Here is a 21,920-nt window from a genome sequence, read left to right as displayed (position 1 = left end):
ACCTTTATTTTTGTATATGTAAATTGAGGGATAAATTATCTATGAAAAAATAGTATTTGGTTAAAAAAACAAATTCGTTAATTAACACAAATGCAAAAAAAATCGCATTCGGAATGCGATTTTTTTGTTATAGCTTTTATGTTACCTATACTATATGCTACGAAATATTCTGATTAATGTATTCTAAAACCACATCAAAATCCTCCTGCGAATATCCCAACTGTAAATAATGAATATCATCTGCTTTCCGATACCAAGTCAATTGTCGTTTTGCGTACCTTCGGCTGTTTTTTTTAATTTCGGAAACGGCAAAATCAAGATCCCATTCTCCTTCAAAATATTTAAATAATTCTGAATAGCCAACCGTATTCAAAGCGGTGAGATGTTTAAATTTCTCCAGACTTTTTGCTTCTTCCAGCAAGCCTTTTTCCATCATCATATCCACTCTCCTGTTAATCCGGTAATACAAGTCTTCTCTCGGTGCTTCAATTCCGATCCGGATGGTTTTAAAATCTCTGGAATCCTGCGAAACAGCAATTTGTTCAGAATATTTTTTATTCGTCTGCCAAATAACATCGATGGCGCGTAAAAGTCTTCTGTGATTGTGAAAATCTACTATGGCAAAATATTCGGGATCAAGCTCTTTCAGAATTTCCTGAAGTTTTTCGACTCCTTCTTTTTCGAAAATTTCCTGTAATTTTTTCTGATTGTTTTCATCCGCTTCAGGCAAATCATTCAAACCTTCAATCACCGCTTTTTCATACATCATGCTTCCACCAACTAAAATGACGGTATCATGTTTTTCGAAAAGTTCACTGATTTTTTTTAATGCATCTTCTTCATACTGCCCTATGGAATAATATTCCTCAACGGAAAGGTTTCCGATAAAATGATGAGGTGCTTCGGCAAGTTCTTCAGCAGACGGTGAAGCCGTTCCGATTTTCATTTCCCTGAAAAACTGTCTCGAATCACACGAAACAATCTCTGTGCTGAAATGTTTTGCCAGATCAATTGCCAGTCTTGTTTTACCAATTCCGGTGGGTCCTACAACAGAAATTAAATTTTTCTTTTTCACCGCGCTAATTTACGAAAATGAGTGAATTCTATTTTACCGAAAAAAAGACAATATATTTCCATGTTTCTTAGGTAAGTTAAAAATTTACGAAATGATTGCGCGAACTTTTTTATTCTAAAATAAACCATTAAGATTTAATTTAAGGAGTTAAGTACAATTAAGAATCAGATAGATTTTTAGAAAATATCATGACTTAAAGCAGAACTCACCTTAATATTCTAAACTCCTTAAATTAAATCTTAATGGTTCAAATAAACTTTCCTACTACTGAAGACTTACTTTATGTAAGATGGGAAGAACGAAGATGGAAGTTAAAATCGGTATTCAATAATATACACAACAATCTTCCCGCTTCCTTCTTCCTTCTTCCTTCTTCCTTCTTCCTTCTTCCCGCTTCGCTCTTTCAACATTAGCAAAACTATACACTTAATTGTTTATCTTTGTAAGACAATAAAAAACTATGATTTTATCAATGACCGGCTTTGGTAGAGCCGAAGACGTTTTTGAAGGCAAAAAAATTACCATCGATATTAAATCCCTGAACAGCAAGAGCTTCGATTTAAATATCAAAATTCCTTTGAGATATAAAGAGAAGGAATTTGAGGTAAGAAAAATTCTGAACGATAGAATAATCCGTGGAAAAGTAGACTGCTACATCAATATAGAAAATCTTGAGGAGTCCAATGATGTGAAAATCAATAAAAGCTTAATTGATTCTTACATGAATGAGCTGAAAAATATCGCTTCAGACGGACCTGATTTCGAATATCTGAAAATGGCAGTGAGGCTTCCGGATGCGATAACTTCAAGACCTGACGAATTATCTGAAGGAGAATGGGAAGCTTTGGCAAAAATTGTAAATGCTGCCGTGGATCGTTTTGAAGAATTCAGAAGAAAGGAAGGTAAAATTTTGCATGAAGAGCTGGAAAGAAATATTCAGAATATTGATAAATATTTAGGTGAGGTTATTCCGTTCGAAGAAGAAAGAATTTCTGCAGTAAAGGAACGTTATCAGAAAACTTTAAAAGAGTTTGAGAACGTAGATGAAACGCGTTTCTATCAGGAAATGGCTTATTTTACAGAAAAACTGGATATTTCGGAAGAAAAAGTAAGACTTTCCCAACATTTGAAATATTACAAAGAAGTAATGGATAATGAAGATTTCAACGGTAAGAAACTTGGATTTATTTCTCAGGAAATCGGTCGTGAAATCAACACATTAGGTTCCAAAGCCAATCATTCGGAAATTCAGAAACTGGTCGTGATGATGAAGGATGATCTAGAGAAGATTAAAGAGCAGACGTTAAATGTGCTTTAAATTCAACGTTTAATGTTTAAAATTCAATGTAAAAAAACTTTGGATAAGCAAAATAATTTTGAATAATAGATTTTAACTTTAAACTAAAAACTTTGAATAATAAAGTTATCATATTTTCTGCACCGTCAGGAAGCGGAAAAACAACATTGGTAAAGCATTCTCTGGAGGTTTTTAATGAACTGAAATTTTCGATTTCATGTACAACAAGACAGCCGAGAGGCAGTGAAGTTCATGCAGTGGATTATCATTTTTTAACACCCGATGAATTCAGACAGAAGATTGCTGAAAATGCTTTTGTAGAATTTGAAGAGGTTTATACCGACAAATACTACGGAACATTAAAATCCGAAGTAGAAAAGATCTGGAACGAAGGAAAAGTGGTTATTTTTGATGTTGATGTAAAAGGCGGAATTTCCTTAAAGAAATATTTCGGAGAACAGGCTTTGTCGATTTTCATTGAACCGCCTTCCATTGAAGAACTGGAACGAAGATTGATCTCAAGGAATACAGATGATGCAGAAACCATCAAAACGCGTGTTGCAAAGGCAGAAGAAGAAATGTCTTACGCTAAAGAATTTGATAAAATTGTCATCAACAGTGATCTTAACGAAGCAAAAAAAGAAATAGAAAGTTTAATAAAAAATTTTATTGGAAGTTAAAGAATAGAAACAGAAGCTTGAGGTTTATTAAACAACATCAAAATTCTGATTTTAATTCCTGAATTTTAATTTCTGATTCTAAAACATTGAGGTTGATATGAGTACCGAAACATTAGAAAAAGCTAAATCTGCGATTCCTGTAAGAGGATTTCTGGATATAAAAGATATAGCAATTCCTCAAGGAGAAGAGCTTGTACAGGCAATTCTTAAATTGAAAAAAGAAAAAAATGCCGTTATTCTGGCGCATTATTATCAACCCGGAGACATTCAGGATATTGCTGATTTTCTGGGAGATTCTCTGCAACTGGCAAGACAGGCAAAAGATACGGATGCGGACATGATTGTTTTCTGCGGAGTTCACTTTATGGCGGAAGCGGCTAAAATTCTGAATCCGACTAAAAAAGTAGTTCTTCCCGATACAATGGCAGGATGTTCATTAGCAGACGGATGTTCCGGAGAAGGTTTGAGAAAAATGCGCGAACAGCATCCGAATGCTTTGGTTGCAACGTACATTAACTGTAACGCAGAAACGAAAGCGGAAAGTGATATTATTGTTACCAGCTCAAATGCTGAAACGGTAATTGAAGCCTTACCGAAAGACCGACCGATAATTTTCGCACCGGATAAAAATTTAGGAAGATATTTATCTCAGAAAACGGGACGCGATATGATTCTTTGGGACGGAAGCTGCATCGTTCACGAAGCATTTTCTATGGAAAGAATTGCAAAACAACTGGCAGATAATCCAGATGCAAAATTAATTGCACACCCTGAAAGCGAAGAAGCCGTTTTAAAGCTGGCTCATTTTATAGGTTCCACTTCTGCCCTGTTGAATTATGTTGAAAAAGACGACTGCCAGAAATTCATCATCGCTACAGAAGAAGGAATTCTCCACGAAATGAGAAAACGTGCTCCTCATAAAGAATTAATTCCTGCTCTGGTTTTTGATGAAAGCTGCAACTGCTCGGAATGTTTCTACATGAAGCGTAATACCATGGAAAAATTGTATTTATGTATGAAATATGAGCTTCCGGAAATCATCATCGATGAAGATTTAAGATTAAGAGCTTTAAAGCCTATCGAAGCGATGCTTGATCTTTCAAAAAGTATAAAATAAATAAAAGCACTGTTTTGGCAGTGCTTTTTTGTTCGTAATAATATAGATAAGCATTGTTTATATTAAATTCAAAATAAAAGCTTATTTAATTTCAGATTTAAAAAAAATTTGTACATTTGTTCATACAGCAATGAATTTTTTAATAAACATATCTGATATTTCCACTCCGATTTTCTCAATTTCGGAAGTATCTTTTGTTTCTATTATTGCTACAACAACTACAACTACCCCATAACGGGGTGCATTTTCACATATCATTATAAGTCTGCGTACTCTTTTTTTCTAAAGAGTAAAATTCAATTTTCTATAATTAAAAAACAAATAATGAAAGTTTTAAAATTCGGAGGCACTTCGGTTGCCCATTCACAAAATATAATGTTAGTAGAAAACATTATTAAAAAAGAATCTCAGAAAAACAGAATCATCGTTGTAGTTTCAGCACTTCACGGGGTTACAGATCAATTGATAAAGGCTGCAGAAGCCGCTTCCCACAATAATGAAAATTATCTTCAAATCCTTAAAAATCTCGAAGAAAAACATTTAGATCTTGTTAAAGACCTGATTCCTTTTTCAGAACAAAGTTCATGGCTCAGTTTCGTAAAAAAACATTTTAATGATATTGAGGACATCTGCAACAGCATTTTTATATTGAAAGAGTTTACAGACAGAATCAAAGATAAAATTACATCATATGGCGAATTTCTTTCTTCAAATATTATTACAGCCAGACTGAAATCAAATGGTTCGGATGCTTGCTGGATGGATTCTCACATCGTTACAGACAGTAATTTCACCAATGCAAAAGTAAATTTTGAAGCCACAGAAAATAATCTCAGCCAATTTCTGAATGAAAATAAAAATCAGATCATTATCACTCCGGGATTCATTGCGAAAGATGTAAAAGAAAATGCCACAACGTTAGGAAGAGGAGGTTCAGACTACACAGCTTCAATCATTGCTTCCGTTATCCATGCAGATGAACTTGAGATCTGGACCGATGTAAACGGAATGATGACTTCAGATCCGCGATTGGTTTCCAATGCAAAACCTATTGCTGAAATTTCATATTCCGAAGCGATGGAACTTTCTCATTTTGGGGCAAAAGTTTTGTATCCTCCCACCATTCAGCCGGTAATGGTGAAAAATATCAACCTGAGAATCAAAAATACTTTCGATCCAGAAGCTCAGGGTACATTGATTTCTCATTATGCAAAAAAATCTCATTTTGAAAATGAACAAATTGCTGTCGGTGTATCCAATATGAGCCACGTTGCTCTGCTTACTGTAGAAGGAAGCGGAATGATAGGCATTCCCGGAGTTTCTGCAAAACTATTCCAGTGTCTGAGTCAGGAGAAAATTAATGTCATTTTAATTACCCAAAGTTCTTCAGAACACTCTATTACAATTGCGATCAGCGAAAAAGATGTTTTCAACGCAAAAAGTGCCATTGATTCTGCTTTTGAAGATGATTTAAAACTCAAAAGAATTGATCCGGTAAAGATAGAAACAGATCTTGCGATTGTTGCTTTGGTGGGAGAAAACATGAAAAGCAGAAGCGGCGTAAGTGCCAAAATGTTCGGTTGTCTGGGAAATAACGGCATCAATATCAGAGCAATTGCTCAGGGATCATCAGAAAAAAATATCAGCATTGTTATTTCAGAAAAAGATATTACAAAAGCGGTTAATGTTTTACATGAAGAATTTTTTGAGTCCGAAATAAAACAGGTGCATCTCTACATCTGCGGAACAGGAAATGTGGGAATGAAGTTAATTCAGCAGATCTATAGCCAGAACGACTATCTTAAAGAACACCTTCTTGTTAATTTAAGAATTGCTGGATTATCCAACAGCCGTAAAATGATTTTCTCAGAAAAAGGGATTTCAGAAAATGAATTTACCAACTTCGATCAAAATGGTCAGGAAGCTTCTGCGGAAAAATTTGCGCAGGAAATTATTTCAAGAAATCTAAGAAACTCTGTTTTCGTAGATGTTACCGCGAGTTCCGAAGTTCCAAGTATCTATGAGCAACTTCTGAAGAAAAGTGTAAATATTGTTGCGTGTAATAAGATTGCCGCCTCTTCTGATTTTGAAAATTATAAAAATTTAAAAAATACAGCCAGAAACCACAGTTGTCAATTTCTATTTGAAACCAATGTGGGAGCAGGATTGCCGATTATCGGAACAATTAATGATCTTATCCGAAGCGGTGATAAAATTACTTCTATTCAGGCGGTTCTCAGCGGAACTTTGAATTTTGTATTCAATAATTATGACGGAAGCAGAACATTTTCTGAAATTGTGGCTCAGGCTCAAAAAGAAGGTTACACAGAACCCGATCCCCGACTTGATTTGGCAGGAACAGACGTCGCCAGAAAAATTATCATTCTTGCCAGAGAAGCAGGCTATCCCATTGAGTTTACTTCTGTTGAAAATGAAAGTTTTCTTCCTGAAGAATGCATGAAAGGAAGCGTAAACGACTTTTATAATGCACTTTCCAAATATGAAGATCATTTTAGGAATCTTTTGGAAGAAGCAAAAAGTAAAGGCAAAATTTTAAAATATGTTGCTGAATTTAAAGAGGGAAAAGCAAAAGTAGGACTGAAGCATATTGCTCCGGAAAGCGATCTTTTCCACCTGTATGGAAAAGATAATATTGTAATTTTCAAAACGTTGAGGTATTATGAACAGCCTCTTGTTGTAAAAGGTGCGGGAGCCGGTGCAGAAGTTACTGCAAGTGGTGTTTTCGCAGATATCCTCCGTTCTGTTTAAAAATTGAGTTATGAAAAAAGTAAAATTAAAAGTTCCGGCTACCATTGCCAATCTGGTTTGCGGATTCGATATTTTAGGAATGGCAATCCATGAACCGTTTGATGTAATGGAACTGAAACTGCTGGAAACCTCTGAAATCATCATCAGACACACAGACGATTTCAGACTGCCGGAAGAAACTTCAGAAAATGTTGCAGGAAGAGTTTTATTGAAAATTCAGGAGGAATTACATCTTAAAAACGGCTTTGAGGTAATCATCCATAAAAAGATAAAACCCGGAAGCGGATTGGGCTCCAGTGCGGCAAGTGCAGCAGGAGCTGCTTTTGGAGCCAACCGTCTGCTGGGAAATATTCTTTCTAAAGAGGAAATGATTTATTTTGCCATGTTTGGTGAAGAATTAGCTTCAGGGGTGAAACATGCAGACAATATTACACCCTGTATTTTTGGTGGAATAACATTAATCAAATCTTCAAATCCCATTGATATCATTCCGCTGAATTCTCCGGACTTATTTGTAACGGCGGTTCATCCGCAGATTGAAGTAAAAACTTCTGATGCAAGACAGATTCTGAAGAAAAACATTCTTCTGAAGGATGCCATAGAGCAATGGGGAAATATTGCAGGTCTGGTTGCCGGAATTCAGAATAATGATTTCGGACTGATCGGAAGAAGTTTAAAGGATGTTATCGTAGAACCTGTAAGAAGTCTCCTGATTCCTAAATTTAATGAAATTAAAGAAAAAAGTCTCGGTTTAGGCGCTTTAGGCGGGGGTATTTCAGGTTCCGGACCTTCGGTTTTTATGCTTTCCGAGAATGAAAAAATTTCATACGAAATAGCAGAAATGATGAAATCTGTTTACAGTAAAATCAACATTGAAAGTTTCGCGTATGTTTCTAAAGTAAATCCTAAAGGAATAGAAATTATTGAAGAATAAAAAATCAGCCTATGAAGTATTATAATTTAAAAGATAAAGAAGAAGTTGTTGATTTCAAAACAGCTACCATAAAAGGACAGGGAAAAGAAAAAGGACTGTTTTTCCCAGAATATATCCCATTATTTGAAAAAGATTTTATTGAAAATTTAGACCTTTACAGCGATGTAGAAATTGCCTACCGATGCATGAAAGATTTTGTGGGCGACGAAATTCCTTCGGAGATTTTAAAAGAAATCGTTTCAGAAACCATCAATTTTGAAATTCCGTTGAAAAAAATCAATGAAAACATCTATTCTTTAGAACTTTTTCATGGTCCAACTTTAGCCTTTAAAGATGTGGGAGCCCGATTTATGAGCCGCTGTCTGTCTTATTTCCTGAAAAGTGAGAATAAAAAAGTAACCGTTTTGGTGGCTACATCCGGAGATACGGGAGGAGCCGTTGCGAATGGATTTTATAAAACTGAAAATATTAATGTGGTTATTCTTTACCCAAAAAATAGGGTAAGCGAAGTTCAGGAAAAGCAGTTAACGGCACTCGGCGAAAACATTTCTGCTTTAGAAGTTGACGGCAGCTTTGATGATTGCCAGAATTTAGTAAAACAGGCTTTCTCGGACGCAGAAATTAATTCAAAATTATTTTTAACATCTGCCAATTCCATAAATGTCGCAAGATGGCTTCCTCAGCAAATTTATTATCTGCTCGCGCTGAAGCAATGGAAAAAAAAAGAAAAAGAGAAGCCTGTTATTTCCGTCCCAAGCGGAAACTTTGGTAATTTGTGTGCCGGAATTTTAGCTTATTTCCGGGGACTTCCTGTAGAACATTTTATTGCGGCATGCAACGAAAATGATGTTATTCCCTGCTATTTAGAAACAGAAAAACTGCAGATAAAAGAAACGGTAGCTACACTTTCTAATGCAATGGACGTAGGAAATCCGAGTAATTTCGTGAGAATTTTAACGCTTTTCGGGAATAAGTTTCAGGATGTAGCGAGTATGATTTCAGGATATTCTGTGGATGATGAAAAAACATTAGCATCTATTAAAAATGTATATGAAAAATACAGTCATCTGCTCGATCCTCACGCTGCAGTTGCGTATGCTGCTATGGAAAAAAACTTTGAAGACAATCCTAAAAAAGGCTTTATTCTGGGAACCGCTCATCCCGTAAAATTTCCTCAGGCAGTGGAAAAAGGCATTCAGACTCCAGTAGATTTACCTGAGTCTTTAGAATTATTAATGAAAAAAGAGAAAAAAAGTATTGAAATAAATCCAGATTTTGCAGAATTAAAACGATTTTTGCTTACAGAAATTTAAGAGTTATGAGCAGGATTTATTTAGAAAATGTAAAAATATACGCTTACCACGGTGTTCTTCCGGAAGAAAATATTGTTGGTACCTATTATATTGTAAATGCAGAACTTCATACCGACCTCTGGAATGCAGCAGCTTCCGATGACCTGAATGATACCATCAGTTACGCAGAAATCAACGAAATCATTCATGAGGAAATGAAAATAAAATCTAAATTGCTGGAACATGTAGCAGGAAGAATTATTTTTGCAATACATGAAAGGTTTCCGCAGGTAGATTACATTAAATTAAAAATTACCAAAACAGCTCCGCCAATGAAAGGGGAAATGACGGGTGCAAGTATAGAACTTGAAAAAAGTTTTAAGCCTTAAACTAAATATTTATTAAAAAAATAACACAATTGAAAGTTGTAAAAATAGTATTTCTTCTGTTTTGTACGGGTATTTTCGGGCAGACGAATATCAGCACGGAAATTCCGGACTATAATTTTCCGAAAGTGCGGTCTAATATTACGATGCCTGTGAGCATTCCGCTTTCAGAGATCAGCAATCTGATTAATGCATCGGTAAAAGATCTCATTTATCAGGACGATTCTTATACCGATAATAATAATGACCAGTTTAAGGTAAAAGTCTGGAAAACCCGCCCTATCCGGCTTGTGGGAGGAACCAATCAGAACATACTGATCGAAGTTCCTTTAAAAATTTGGGCAGAAAAAGGCATCGGAACGCTGGGACTTTATACATACCAGAACACCACTTTTGAAACGGTGATGTCTTTTAATGCTGCATTAAATTTTCAGAATAACTGGATTATTACGACAAGCACAAAACCCAACGGCTTTCGATGGGTAACACAGCCTGTTCTGGATTATGGTAAAATTAAAATCCCAATTACTTCTCTGGTTGAAAAAAGTCTGGTGGAACAACAGCAGAAATTCTGTAAAACCATCGACAGCCAAATGGCAGCACAGCTTAATTTTCAGCAATATGCAGTAATGGCTTGGAATGCATTTTCACAGCCTTTTAATATTTCTGAAGAATACAAAACCTGGCTGAAAGTTTCTCCGGTAAAGGTAAATATGACACCGCTAAAGTTTTATGCCAACCAGATTGATACTACGATCGGGATTGATGTTTTTTCTGAAACTTTTACAGGAAGCCAGCCTGCTTCAACACCGCCTATAAAATCGGCTCCAAACTTCACATTTATTTCTAGTTTGGGAAACCAGTTCCTGCTTCAGACCACCGCTAATATTCCGTTTACAGAAGCGACTAATATTGCGAGAAATATGTTTTTGAATAAGGAATATGATGTAAGAGGTTCATCCGTAAAAATTAAAGATATTAAAGTATACGGCGTTGATGATAAGGTGATGATAGAAGTGGAAACCGAAGGGTATGTAAACGGAAAAGCGTTTATTTCCGGGATTCCTGTGTATGATGAAGCGAAAAAGAAAATTGTATTGTCTAATACAAAATTCAACCTGAAAACAGCCAATATTCTACAGAAAACAGCGACGTTGCTCTTCAGAGGAAGAATCGTAAAAATGATCGAAGAAGAATACGGAATTCCTACTCAGGAACTGGAAAATAGTTCAAAGAAAAGCATCGAAGAAGCATTCAATAAAGAATATTATAAAGGCTTAAAAATGAACGGAAAAGTATTCAGCCTCAAACCAAGTAAAATCCTTCTCAATCCTTACGGAATTACTGCCGTTATTGATACCAAAGCCACTTTAAAATTAACACTAACAGGAATTTAAAATTTATAAAAACTAATACACATGAAAAAGTACCTTAAAATTGTGGATGTCCACAGAGCAACGAAATGGCAAAGATTTGCGAATCTTTTTATCGACAAGCTGGTGATTAATTTGTTCTTTTTCCTTCTCGGTATTGCCGTTGTTTTCATTGATAACATTTTTGGAATGTATTATTTCACTCCAATGATTTATAAACTATCCCAAATTGGGCGCCTTGCTGATATTATTCTTACTTCGTTTATATATTTTCTGTATGCTTTCCTTATGGAGTATTTTACAAACGGAAAAACAGTAGGAAAATACATTACAGGAACGAAAGTTATTATGACGGACGGCACCTCTCCGACTTTACAGGATTATTTTATACGGAATATTTCCAGACTTGTCCCTTTTGATGCACTGTCATTTCTTGGGGAAAACGGATGGCACGACAGCTGGAGCGATACAAGGGTAATTCATACCAAAAATTATGAGACTGAAAGACAGGCAAAAAGCGAAATAGAGAGCATTGGCACGAAAGAAATTGCTTAAAAATTTTTGTTCGAAAATAAATTTTACTATATTTGCACACCTCAAAAATGGTAAATGGTACTTTGGCCGAGCGGCTAGGCAGTGGTCTGCAACACCATCTACAGCGGTTCGAATCCGCTAGGTACCTCCAAACAAAACCCTAACTCATTTATTACAATGTTTTAGGGTTTTTTATTTTTACTATTTTACAACGAAGTTTTAAGCCTTTTTAATTTTAGTTTTTAATATTGGATATTGAACTCCTCTATCTGTATGTGATAGACATGAGTAAGCTGCCCATAACTATTTCTCTTGTTGAGGTTTTCCGTAATAGTAGATTACAGAGATTTTGTAAATTGCAGTAAACTTTTAATCATGAAAAATATTTTTTTAATAATTGCATTATTCCCATATTTATTTTATTCACAAGAACTAAAGTTCGAAAATGTAGTAAAAGTAGACTCTACTATTTCAAAAGATGAACTTTATAATAGGGCACGATCATGGGCAAATGAAAACTTTAACTCAAAAAATAATATCGTCAATACTGAAGATAAAGAAGATGGAGAGATAAGCGGTAGCGGAATATTTGATTATAGAACTGAAGAAAAATATAAAGGAAGAAAATGCGTTGAAGGACCAATTAAATATAAGTTTAATATATTTGTTAGAGACGGCAAGTATAAATATATATTTCATTCCTTTGATCATAAGGGGTCAGGAGGGTCTGGGTGCAGAAGAGTAGATTATGGAATAATAACACTTACAGAAGAAGCTCCAGCAAAAGGAAAAGGTATACAGTATAATTTAGGATACGCGGATGTAAAGGTAAAAGTTACAGAATTTGTAGGCAAGTTTGTTTCGTCTCTCGAAAGATATATGAAAAAGACATATGAAGGCAAAGGTGATTGGTAATTAAAACAATTTATTATGAAAATATCTTTTTTTATTTTCTTCTTATTTCAAAATATATATTTTTATTCTCAAACTTTTCAGAATATAAATAAGTTTTCAAACTACATTGGAAAATCGTTTACAGATTTCGAAAGAGATTTAAGGCTAAGAAAATCAGGGGCAAAAGTACGATTAGGACTAGAAAATAGAACATACGATTTTAAAAATTATTTCATTTTAGTTTCTGAAAATGATGACTCAAAACAAATTGGTAAATTTTCACTTTACTCTAATGATTCAAAAGATCATATGGAAAAATGGTACAGAATTGTTTCAGAGATGGATAAAGATAAAGAATATACCTTTCTTAGATCTTTCGTAGCTGATCCAGAAGATAAGATAACTTCAAATAGCCTAAATTATAATGAATTAATAAAATTATTGCGTAATTCATATAAAACTGAAAACTGGATTTTTGAGGTTATTTACAAGAAAGAAAGTAAATTTTTTAAAATATCCTGCACTCCAGTAGATATTAATGTTATTATTCAAAATAAACCTTATGACTGAATTAGATAATTTTACCACATTAATAAAAGCTCCAAACGGAGCTTTATTTCTTTGTTATTTTATTAAAAAAATAGTTAAAGGCGTCAAAAAGACATGAAATAAATAGGTGAGAACTCCTTGCTTTTTCCCGACAATTCATTATTTAGACATTTACATTCGAAAACAAAAAACTTCCCAGAACAAACTGAGAAGTTTAAAAAACTGTTTAAAAACGAATGGAAATTGAATGTGTAAAACTACAATAAAGCCTTTCTAAATGAGTATGACCAGAGTCATAATACAAAAACCTCCCGCAAACGGGAGGCAAACTTACTGAGATACTAAAACATTTATATGTTATATTTCTAAAATTAATTATAATATGTTCTCCATTTTATGATTCCAGTCATATAAATAATTCCAATAACCGGCAACAAAAAAAACTATAAAACACTAAACCTAAACTATTTACATATTATATTTTTCAAGTTTATAAATATTACATAATAAAAATTGTTGTATAAAACATTATATTTTTCACTAAATAATGATTAAATTTGCGTAAACTAAAATCATGACATTCAACGAAGCATTAAAACACAAGAAAAACATTTTAAAAAATTCCAGCGAGTTTACAAAAACGCTGTATGATTACATTATTATTCCAAGTATTGACGAAGAAGGTCTTAAATACATTGAAGAGTTTAAAAAATCTCCCGATTCGTTTATGGATGAGAGCTGTAAGAGATACAGCAGTAATGATAGGTTTAAAGTATTTTTATTTGCCAAAAACCAAAACTAAAGCTTCCGTTTTCCCTTCTCTATTGCTATATTTTCCGCAAAAACAAAAAAATCCCCGTATTTCTACGAGGATAAAAACTAATAACCATGAAAACTCAAATTAAACATGAGTGACTGCAAATTTATGAAATGTTAGTTTTACATACATCTATATCGAATATTAATTCCATCAATTAACAATTTTTATCAAAGATTAAAAAACTGTTAATATCCTTATAAAAGGATATATTTCCTTTAATATTCAACCCACTCCCCTTTTATTGCTGCGGTTGCAGACATATAGCAAATTAAACATTACTCGATTCTTTTATTCTTTTAATAATCTAAGTTTTAACACTTATTAAGAAATAAAAAAATAAGCCCCCATTGCTGAGGGCTTATTTGGTGTGTAAACTATTAATTATTGTTATTCCTTAATGAACTTTTTCTGTACAGTTCCTTTAGAATCTTCAATATCGATTACATAAACTCCATTAATTAATGCATGAACATCAATTTTGTTGTTTAAGATAACTCCCGTTGATACCACCTGTCCTGCTGAATTATAAATCTTATAATTCGCTCTGCTGCTAATATTCTTAACATTCAGTACAGAACTCACAGGGTTCGGATAGATTAATATATCTGTCTGATTAATCGGGTTAGGAACAGGAAGCTTAGAAATTCTTACTGTGTAATCTTCTACTTCGCCATTCGGGAAGTTGGTACAATTTACAGGAATAACATCTTTGCCCATTGCTACTCTCATCACTACATATTTGTAGTCTACCAGACTGATGAATGCATCTGCTGGTACCGTAAATGTAGTGCTCGCAGTAGGATTACTGTTTGGCCCGTCAGCAAGGATTCTTTCGTTGATATCGAAATATCCGTTTCTGTTGAAATCGATCCATACGGCAACTCCTGCTTTATTGTTTCCTGACAGTTTTTTATCAATTATGATTTTATTGTCGGAAGACCCCTGAATCAGTTCAATAAACTTGTTTGTAACTCCTGTATAATCTGTATAATTAGATCCTACGGAAGTATTCGTCATCTGAGGTTTACCATTGGGCGTTACCGTTACTTTAGAGATATACTCTGAAGTTGTTGTTCCGGTAGATGCCATCTGACAATAAACGATTGTTGGCGTCGTGAAGAAATAAGGCAGTGTATATGTACCCGGAGTTCCGCTACAAACGTTTGCTACCTGCATTTCATATTTAGTCAGTTCCAATAAACCTGTAAGGGTAATCGTATTGGTATTAGACGGTACCATTGTCCAGCTCGGAATACCTACTTTTCTGTATCTCAGGATATAAGTAGCACCCGGGAAAGGATCCCATGTTACCTGCGCCGTAGTTGGAGTAATCGCTGTAATGGTAAGTCCCGGAGGAGGTAACTGACACGTTCTTTCCGTAGTAAATACTTTAGGATTAGACCAAGTGTTAATAGTGGTTTCTCCATTACAGATGTTCGCCACCTGTACTTCATATGTAGTGTACGGAGTTAATCCGGTAAGTGGATATGTATTTAAAGGAGGTGCGGTGATATTCACCGTAGTCCATGTTCCTGTACCTACAATTCTGTATCTGATTACATAAGTAGCACTTGGTACAACAGGAGCCCATGTTACCAATGCAGAGTTTGTCGTAATATTAGTTACCGTTACACTCGGCGGCGTAGGATCACATCTTGTGGTAAACACAGCCGGAGTAGCAGTACCTTCAGTATTGTTACAAACCGCAACTACCATTACATCATATTTTGTAGCAGGATCTAAACCTGTAGTTATTGTATAAGATGTTGCCGGCGGCGCTATTACAACTGAAGAATTCACCCATGGTGTCGTTCCGTTCTTTCTCCAGTATACTTTATAACCCAGGTTATCAGGAGAAGGAGTCCAGTGTACAGTAGCTGCATTGTGAGCAATAGCATCTACATAAACATTCGTAGGCGCGGTTGTAGAACAAGGCTTAATGATAAATGTAAAGTCTACATAATTTCCATAAGGAGCCGGCCCGCATGGAGTTACCGTACCGATATAAGACGCTGCAAATCTTGCTCTGTAAGAACCTGAAGGACGACCCACAGAACTTATCGGAGCGTTAGCAACAGAATTTATATAACCTCCGGAATAATACACCTGTTCAGTAGCCGGATCAAATACTAAATCATTATTCCAGTCGATCCAGATATAATAATAATAAGTACTGGTTCCCGCATTCATGGAAACATTGGCTACTCCTCCCGGTAATACAGAGAAACTGGTAGCAGAATTGTTTACATAGGCACTATAAGCAGTAGCCGTATAGTTCAGGTTTGTAAATCCGTTTGTAGTGGTAATCGTTTTTAAATAATTAGTTGTTGATGAAGAACCTCCTGTAGGAACACAGTAGTTTGTATAAACTGTACGTGGTCCTGACCAATAACTAATATCTGAACTGCTACATCTTGCTCTTACCCAAAAATAATACGTTGTGCTTGAAGCTAATCCCGATACCAGTTGGCTAGGTCCTGGAACTCCTGTGTACTGAGGAATCGTTGCTGCTGTAGGAGCAACTCCAGTAGTATTGTAATAAACATCATAACCATTTGCCGGTGGTGTCGCCGGAACCGTCCACTGTATTGTTGCACTTGACGTTGTCGCATTTGCAATCACAAGACCAGTCGGAGGAAGACACGTCGGAGGCGCTACCACAGATAAGGTAAAATCTACATAGTTTCCATATGCAGCAGGTCCGCAAGCCGTATTTGCACCAATAAATGATGATGAAGTACGAACTCTGTAGTTCCCTATCGGCTGTCCCGCAGGAATCGCAATATTTGCTGTTGCCGTTGCAGTATAAGTAGTGGTTGCTAAAATAGTTTCTCCCGGATCGTTAAAGTCAAGATCATTATTCCAGTCAACCCACACATAATAAAAATAGGTACTTCCACCGGATGTCGCCAAGTTGGTCGTTACTGTAAATCCTGGAGAGCTTAAAACAACACTAGGAGAATTTACATATGCCTGATACGAAGAAGCAGTATAAGCTAAATTGGTCCACCCACCTGTAGTGGTAATATTATTCAGATAATAAGTTGTTGAAGAAGAACCTCCCGTAGGAACACAGTAATTTGTATAAACCGTACGTGGTCCTGACCAATAACTAATATCTGAACTGCTGCATTTCGCTCTTACCCATACATAATACGTTGTACTTGAAGCCAAACCGGTAATCAGCTGGCTAGGTCCCGTTACACCGCTATATTGAGGAACTGTTGCTGCTGTAGGAGCAACTCCCGTAGTATTGTAATAAACATCATAACCGTTTGCCGGTGGTGTAGCCGGAACAGTCCACTGTATGGTAGCACTTGATGTTGTTGCCGTAGTGATCGTAAGACCAGTCGGAGGCAGACACGTTGGAGGAGCCACAACAGATAAAGTGAAATCCACGAAATTTCCATACGGAGCTGGTCCGCACGAAGTATTTGCACCAATAAATGATGACGACGTACGAACTCTGTAGTTTCCGACAGCCTGTCCTGCAGGAATTACAATATTCGCTGTTGCGGTTGATGTATAAGTAGTGGTCGCAAGAATCGTTTCTCCCGGATCATTAAAATCCAGATCGTTATTCCAGTCTACCCAAACGTAGTAATAATACGTACTTCCACCCGAAGTAGCCAAATTCGTAGTCACTGTAAACCCTGGTGAGCTCAATATCACTCCCGGAGAGTTTACATAAGCCTGATACGAAGAAGCTGTATAAGCAAGGTTAGTCCATCCGCCTGTAGTCGTAACATTATTTAAATAATACGTTGTAGAAGACGTACCACCTGTAGGAGTACAATATCCTGTATATACAGTAATAGGTCCTATTAACGAACTTTGAGCCGTTGAACTGCATTTTGCTTTAATCCATACGTAATACGTTGTATTAGCAGCTAAACCGGGAATTGTATAACTCGTTGCAGTTCCTGCAATACCCGTAATCTGTGGCGTTGCGGGAGGAGTTGTGGTGGTGCTGTAATATATTTCATAACCGTTTGCCGGAGGGGTTGATGCTGCCGCCCAACTTACAGAAGCACTGGAAGTAGTAACTGCTGTAGAAGTGAAACCAGACGGTCCAAAACAAGATGGCGGAGTCCATGTATAAATAAGACCATCCGAAGGCATTCCCGGAGTAGCAACAGTTGTATTAAATGATTGACTGCCTGTATTTGCCGTTGCTAAAGCAGAAGCCGTAAATAATGCTGTGGTAGCATTCTGTCTGTGATTAAAATCGGCATTGCTTGATCCTCTTAATCCTACCTGAGTAGTTCCGCTTACGGAAGTATTACCTATAAGATAACTTCCGCCTTTGTACACTACAGCAATCGTATTAGTAGTCTCTCTGAGTCTGATCTGAAAAGAAAAAGTATAAACACTCGTTGTAGAAGTTGAGTACGCTGGTCTGAAATCTGACCACTGTACTACAATTTCTCTGTTCGGAGCTGTACCTACAACCGCCCAACTGATACTTCCTGTCTTAGAATTAATATTAAAAATTGAATTTAAATCTTTACCCCATGCAGAAACAGCTCCTGCATAAGTTTCCGTACTGGAAATCGGGCTGTAAGTACCAGCTCCGGGAGCTGTCGCCCCAAAAGTAATAAATCCGTTTGTTGATACATTAATAGAAGAATAATTACTTCCGTTAAAAGAAACAGGGAAAGGAAGAGTAACCGGATAAATAACGTTATCCAGAGAGGCTGCTCCTGTACTTCCCGTTGCAGTTGCCAGTACCGTTGCCGTACCCGGCAAATCTGTATAGGTTCCCGTAGACTGAGAAAAACTATAAGAACTTACCTGCGCACTCAGCATATACGAAAGTGCCAAGAAAAAAAACAATAGATATTTTTTCATATTAATAAATATTAGATCCTTATAAGGATATGAGAATTATAAATTTTGTTTAAGAAGTTATTTCCTGAATACGAACTATCCAAGAAACTGAAATTGTGATAAAATTGAAAAAAAGTAAAAAAATTCACCATAGGCTAGAAATTTATTATTTACTGCAAATCTAACGCGTTTTTTGATAATACATAGTATAAATTACAATATTTTTACAAAAAACGCATCAAATTTTAACTATACAGTTCATTAACTTAGAATATTTATTTTTTTAATAACGTCATCTTTTCTGTTTTATTATAACACATTTCCGACCTTAATAAATTCATGTTTAATAATAATCCGATGTAAATAAAATAAAATTCTGTTGGCTAAATTAAAAATAGCCTCCCGATTAAGGAGGCTACACAAATTAATTTTTAAAGTAAATTTCAAATTATTCTTCCCATGCGATAGGAACATAAATCGTGACATATCCGTCAGAATCTACTTTGGCTTCAGAAACCTCTGCCGTTACAGATCCGTATCCTACCCATCCGCCTTGTCCCTGAGTTGCTGTGAAGGTATAAGTACCTTCCGGAAGACCATCAAAATATTGTGGTAAAGACTGCATTCCGCTACCGCCATAGGTTTCAAAAGTTTCTCCGGTTACAGTATTGGTTGCTACAAAGTTTCCGAGATCATAACTCCCCGAAAGTGTTTTAGTACCATTCTGATTCTGCAATCCAAACCGGATCTGGTAAGTTTCTGTCTGGACAACAGATTGAGAAGGTGAATGTTTTTTTTCAGAATCATTTTTAGATGCCGAAAATGAGCTTACAGCAGCAATTACTCCTGCAAAAAGCACAACTTTTACAATTGAATTTTTCATAATAATGTAATTTGGTAAATCAAATATAAAAAATTCATATTAATCCATTTTCAAGTAAAAATCAATAAATTTTTACATTTCAAAACCGTTATTAATAAAGGAATTCAACAAAATATTAAGATTCATTTAAAAATTTTAACATTACTTAACGGATTTTTGGCTTCATAATTGAAAATAGAAATAACATCGAAATTGGATTGACTTAAAATCCTTATAAAAATTTGAGTTATGAAAAGTATAGTATTAACAGGACTGATGTCTGTATTTTTACTGACCGCCTGTAAAAAAGACGACCAGATAGCCCAACAATCTTTGGAACAGCAGAAAATGGAGTTCCAGATGAGACAATTGGAAATTGAGAAACAAAAATTAGCCATTGAAAAAGAAAAAATGGCTTATGAAGCACAGAAAAAAGCCGACAGTGTTTTAGAAGTTCAGCAAGCCAAAACAGCGGCAGCCAATGCTAAACCGCAGGTAATAAGAGAAACACGTACAGTATACAGAGACAGACCGAGCAGAAGTTCTTCTTCCAACAGCGGGACTTATGCCAATAACGGAACTTCTTCCCAGACCACCGCAAAGAAAAAAGGGATGAGTGAAGCCGCAAAAGGTACCATTATTGGTGCTGTAGGAGGAGCCGCTTTAGGAGCGATTGTTAATAAGAAAAGTCCGGGAGCGGGTGCTGCCATTGGTGGTGTAATTGGTGGTGCTACCGGTTATACTCTGGGTAGAGCGCAGGACAGAAAAAGCGGAAGAGTCCAGCCAAGATAATTTTATTTTCACGATAACAAAAAAAGATTGCTTATTTTTAGGCAATCTTTTTTTATGATTCTACTTTTTTTTTCTACCCTTTTGCTTCTTCCTGTTTTAATGGGAATAGGGAAAATTACAGAAAATTTTTCAGGAAAATTATGGGAAGGCGTATCCGGAAAAATATTTTTGGGAATTCTTGGAATAAGTTTATTGTGGACAATTGCTGCTTTTTTTATCTCTTTAAACAGCTATGTAGAATTTTCTACAATTGCGATAGGATTGATTTATTTTTTTAAGGATAAACTTTATAAAGATTTTATCGCCTTTTCAAAAAAAGATTTTTCGCTGATTGCTGCAATTTCATTAATTATTGTATACTGCGGATCTTTTTACCCTTATATTTTAGACCATTTCGGATATTATGTTCCCACCATAAAATGGCTGAAAGAATTTGGCTTGGTAAAAGGTATTTCAAACCTCGATCTCACGTTGGGACAAATGTCGGTCTGGCATATTTTCCAGGCGGGATTTTCAAATTTTACCGATCCGTTTTTAAGAATCAATTCTGTTGTACTAATTATTTATACCTTATATATAGTAGAAAAAAAAAGCTGGATTCAGCTTTGCTTCATTCCGGTTCTACTATTGTTCTGCCAGTCGCCAAGTCCGGATCTCCCCGTCATTATTTTTTCAGTCATTATTTTAAATGAAATCTTAAGGGAAAATAAGCAGACCACTCTCCTATTCGCTTTTTCGGTTTTTGTTTTTATCATTAAACCTACTATGATCTGGCTGCCGGTTTTAAGTTTTCTCTACTCTGTTTTTATTTTGAAATCTAACTTAAAAAATTTAACCTTGGGAATTTTAATCGGCTTCCTGTTCTTTGTTAAAAACATATATACTTTCGGTTATCCGGTTTTCCCTGTTTCAATAATAGACTTAGGAGTAAGCTGGAAACCCAATTCTGAGGTTTTAAAAATATCTTCTCAGTTCGCCATTCAGAAAACATATGATATGCAGTATTCGTACGAAGAAATTCAGAAATTTTCTGCTATTGATTACATCAGAAACTGGATTTTTTTAAACGGAATCAAAGCAAAAATAAATTTACTTTTTATTGTTAGTTTAATCATCTTCACTGTTTTTACCTTCATCAAAAAAAACAGAATCATTACTTTTATCTGTATCTCACTTATCATTAAAAGTATTTTGGTTCTTCTTTTTTCAGCACAGTACAGATTTTTTATGGATGTCTTTTTTGTGATTTTCTTTTTACTGTTTGTTGATTATTTCAATCAAAAAAAATCTCTTATTGTATTTTCTGGTTTAAGCATCATCTTTGTTAGCTTTTTAACTTTCCCGAATATTTTGCAGACGTATTTTCCAAGTTTTAACCCCGGAAACTTCATGGGAAAATTTGAAAAAGAACAGTTGTACAAACCTTCAGTCTATGAAAGCACAAAGTTTGATTCTTTCAGAGTTGGTAATTTAAACTTTCATGTTTCGGAAAATTATCCTTTTAATTACGATTCTAAAATCCCTGCTATTTCCGCAGGCTACGTTTCACAGGATGAAAAAGCGGGCATATTTCCTCAACTCATCGATAATACAGATCTTAAAAAAGGATTTATCTGGAAAAAATTAAATAATGAAGAAAGGAAACAGGCAAAATCTGTCATTCATACCATCAATCCTCTTGGTAAATAGATCATATCTCCAGATCCTTTTTATCTG

The 21,920-nt window shown here is 35.3% G+C and carries 18 protein-coding genes and 1 tRNA gene; 16 read left to right on the top strand and 3 right to left on the bottom strand.

Annotated elements, in window-relative coordinates:
* Positions 1–157: 157 nt before the first annotated feature.
* Positions 158–1,075 carry a tRNA (adenosine(37)-N6)-dimethylallyltransferase MiaA gene (gene miaA, locus AC52CF_RS03195; protein WP_214590817.1) on the bottom strand — a complete coding sequence of 306 codons (918 nt, stop codon included), beginning with the start codon at positions 1,073–1,075 and terminating at the stop codon, positions 158–160.
* A 242-nt stretch (positions 1,076–1,317) separates the two neighbouring features.
* Here miaA and AC52CF_RS03190 point away from each other — a divergent pair, with 242 nt between their 5' ends.
* The 14 genes from AC52CF_RS03190 (at position 1,318) to AC52CF_RS03125 (ending at position 13,702) form a co-directional block, all read left to right on the top strand.
* Complete coding sequence (locus AC52CF_RS03190; RefSeq protein ID WP_496517841.1) at positions 1,318–1,488, top strand: hypothetical protein; 171 nt, start codon at positions 1,318–1,320, stop codon at positions 1,486–1,488.
* A 47-nt stretch (positions 1,489–1,535) separates the two neighbouring features.
* Positions 1,536–2,393 (top strand): YicC family protein, encoded by an 858-nt coding sequence (locus AC52CF_RS03185; RefSeq protein WP_214590818.1) that lies wholly within the window; start codon positions 1,536–1,538, stop codon positions 2,391–2,393.
* Between the two features lie 92 nt (positions 2,394–2,485).
* Positions 2,486–3,052, top strand: a complete 567-nt coding sequence (gene gmk / locus AC52CF_RS03180; RefSeq protein WP_214590819.1) for a guanylate kinase — start codon at positions 2,486–2,488, stop codon at positions 3,050–3,052.
* Between the two features lie 97 nt (positions 3,053–3,149).
* Positions 3,150–4,169, top strand: a complete 1,020-nt coding sequence (gene nadA / locus AC52CF_RS03175) for a quinolinate synthase NadA (RefSeq protein ID WP_214590820.1) — start codon at positions 3,150–3,152, stop codon at positions 4,167–4,169.
* Between the two features lie 324 nt (positions 4,170–4,493).
* Positions 4,494–6,938 (top strand): bifunctional aspartate kinase/homoserine dehydrogenase I, encoded by a 2,445-nt coding sequence (gene thrA, locus AC52CF_RS03170; protein WP_214590821.1) that lies wholly within the window; start codon positions 4,494–4,496, stop codon positions 6,936–6,938.
* A 10-nt stretch (positions 6,939–6,948) separates the two neighbouring features.
* Complete coding sequence (locus AC52CF_RS03165) at positions 6,949–7,872, top strand: homoserine kinase (RefSeq protein ID WP_214590822.1); 924 nt, start codon at positions 6,949–6,951, stop codon at positions 7,870–7,872.
* An 11-nt stretch (positions 7,873–7,883) separates the two neighbouring features.
* Entirely contained in the window at positions 7,884–9,185 is a 1,302-nt protein-coding gene (gene thrC / locus AC52CF_RS03160) for a threonine synthase (RefSeq protein ID WP_496517840.1), read from the top strand.
* A 5-nt stretch (positions 9,186–9,190) separates the two neighbouring features.
* Positions 9,191–9,553, top strand: coding sequence for a dihydroneopterin aldolase (gene folB, locus AC52CF_RS03155; protein WP_235129681.1), 363 nt, complete (start codon positions 9,191–9,193; stop codon positions 9,551–9,553).
* Positions 9,554–9,582: 29 nt separating this feature from the next.
* Entirely contained in the window at positions 9,583–10,947 is a 1,365-nt protein-coding gene (locus AC52CF_RS03150) for a DUF4403 family protein (protein ID WP_496517839.1), read from the top strand.
* 21 nt (positions 10,948–10,968) lie between these two features.
* Positions 10,969–11,478 (top strand): RDD family protein, encoded by a 510-nt coding sequence (locus AC52CF_RS03145; protein WP_496517838.1) that lies wholly within the window; start codon positions 10,969–10,971, stop codon positions 11,476–11,478.
* Between the two features lie 56 nt (positions 11,479–11,534).
* Positions 11,535–11,608 (top strand) — tRNA-Cys (locus AC52CF_RS03140).
* A 224-nt stretch (positions 11,609–11,832) separates the two neighbouring features.
* On the top strand, positions 11,833–12,372 hold the full coding sequence (locus AC52CF_RS03135; RefSeq protein WP_496517837.1) for a DUF4468 domain-containing protein: 540 nt from the start codon (positions 11,833–11,835) through the stop codon (positions 12,370–12,372).
* A gap of 15 nt (positions 12,373–12,387) precedes the next feature.
* On the top strand, positions 12,388–12,921 hold the full coding sequence (locus tag AC52CF_RS03130) for a hypothetical protein (RefSeq protein WP_496517836.1): 534 nt from the start codon (positions 12,388–12,390) through the stop codon (positions 12,919–12,921).
* 553 nt (positions 12,922–13,474) lie between these two features.
* On the top strand, positions 13,475–13,702 hold the full coding sequence (locus AC52CF_RS03125) for a hypothetical protein (RefSeq protein WP_214590827.1): 228 nt from the start codon (positions 13,475–13,477) through the stop codon (positions 13,700–13,702).
* Between the two features lie 405 nt (positions 13,703–14,107).
* On the opposite strand, the gene AC52CF_RS03120 is transcribed toward AC52CF_RS03125, so the two are convergent.
* Positions 14,108–18,571, bottom strand: a complete 4,464-nt coding sequence (locus AC52CF_RS03120; RefSeq protein ID WP_375180937.1) for a fibronectin type III domain-containing protein — start codon at positions 18,569–18,571, stop codon at positions 14,108–14,110.
* 427 nt (positions 18,572–18,998) lie between these two features.
* Entirely contained in the window at positions 18,999–19,433 is a 435-nt protein-coding gene (locus AC52CF_RS03115; RefSeq protein WP_375180938.1) for a hypothetical protein, read from the bottom strand.
* Between the two features lie 228 nt (positions 19,434–19,661).
* Between AC52CF_RS03115 and AC52CF_RS03110 the strand changes: the two genes are divergently transcribed.
* Both AC52CF_RS03110 and AC52CF_RS03105 read left to right on the top strand, forming a co-directional pair.
* A complete protein-coding gene (locus AC52CF_RS03110) occupies positions 19,662–20,204 on the top strand; it encodes a YMGG-like glycine zipper-containing protein (RefSeq protein ID WP_214590830.1) in 543 nt (180 codons plus the stop codon).
* A gap of 54 nt (positions 20,205–20,258) precedes the next feature.
* Positions 20,259–21,893, top strand: a complete 1,635-nt coding sequence (locus AC52CF_RS03105) for an LIC_10190 family membrane protein (RefSeq protein WP_375191158.1) — start codon at positions 20,259–20,261, stop codon at positions 21,891–21,893.
* The last annotated feature ends 27 nt before the right edge of the window (positions 21,894–21,920 follow it).

Source organism: Chryseobacterium sp. 2P, assembly GCF_059579425.1.
Note: the sequence above shows the minus strand (reverse complement) of the source record. Positions and strands in the feature narration are given on the sequence as shown.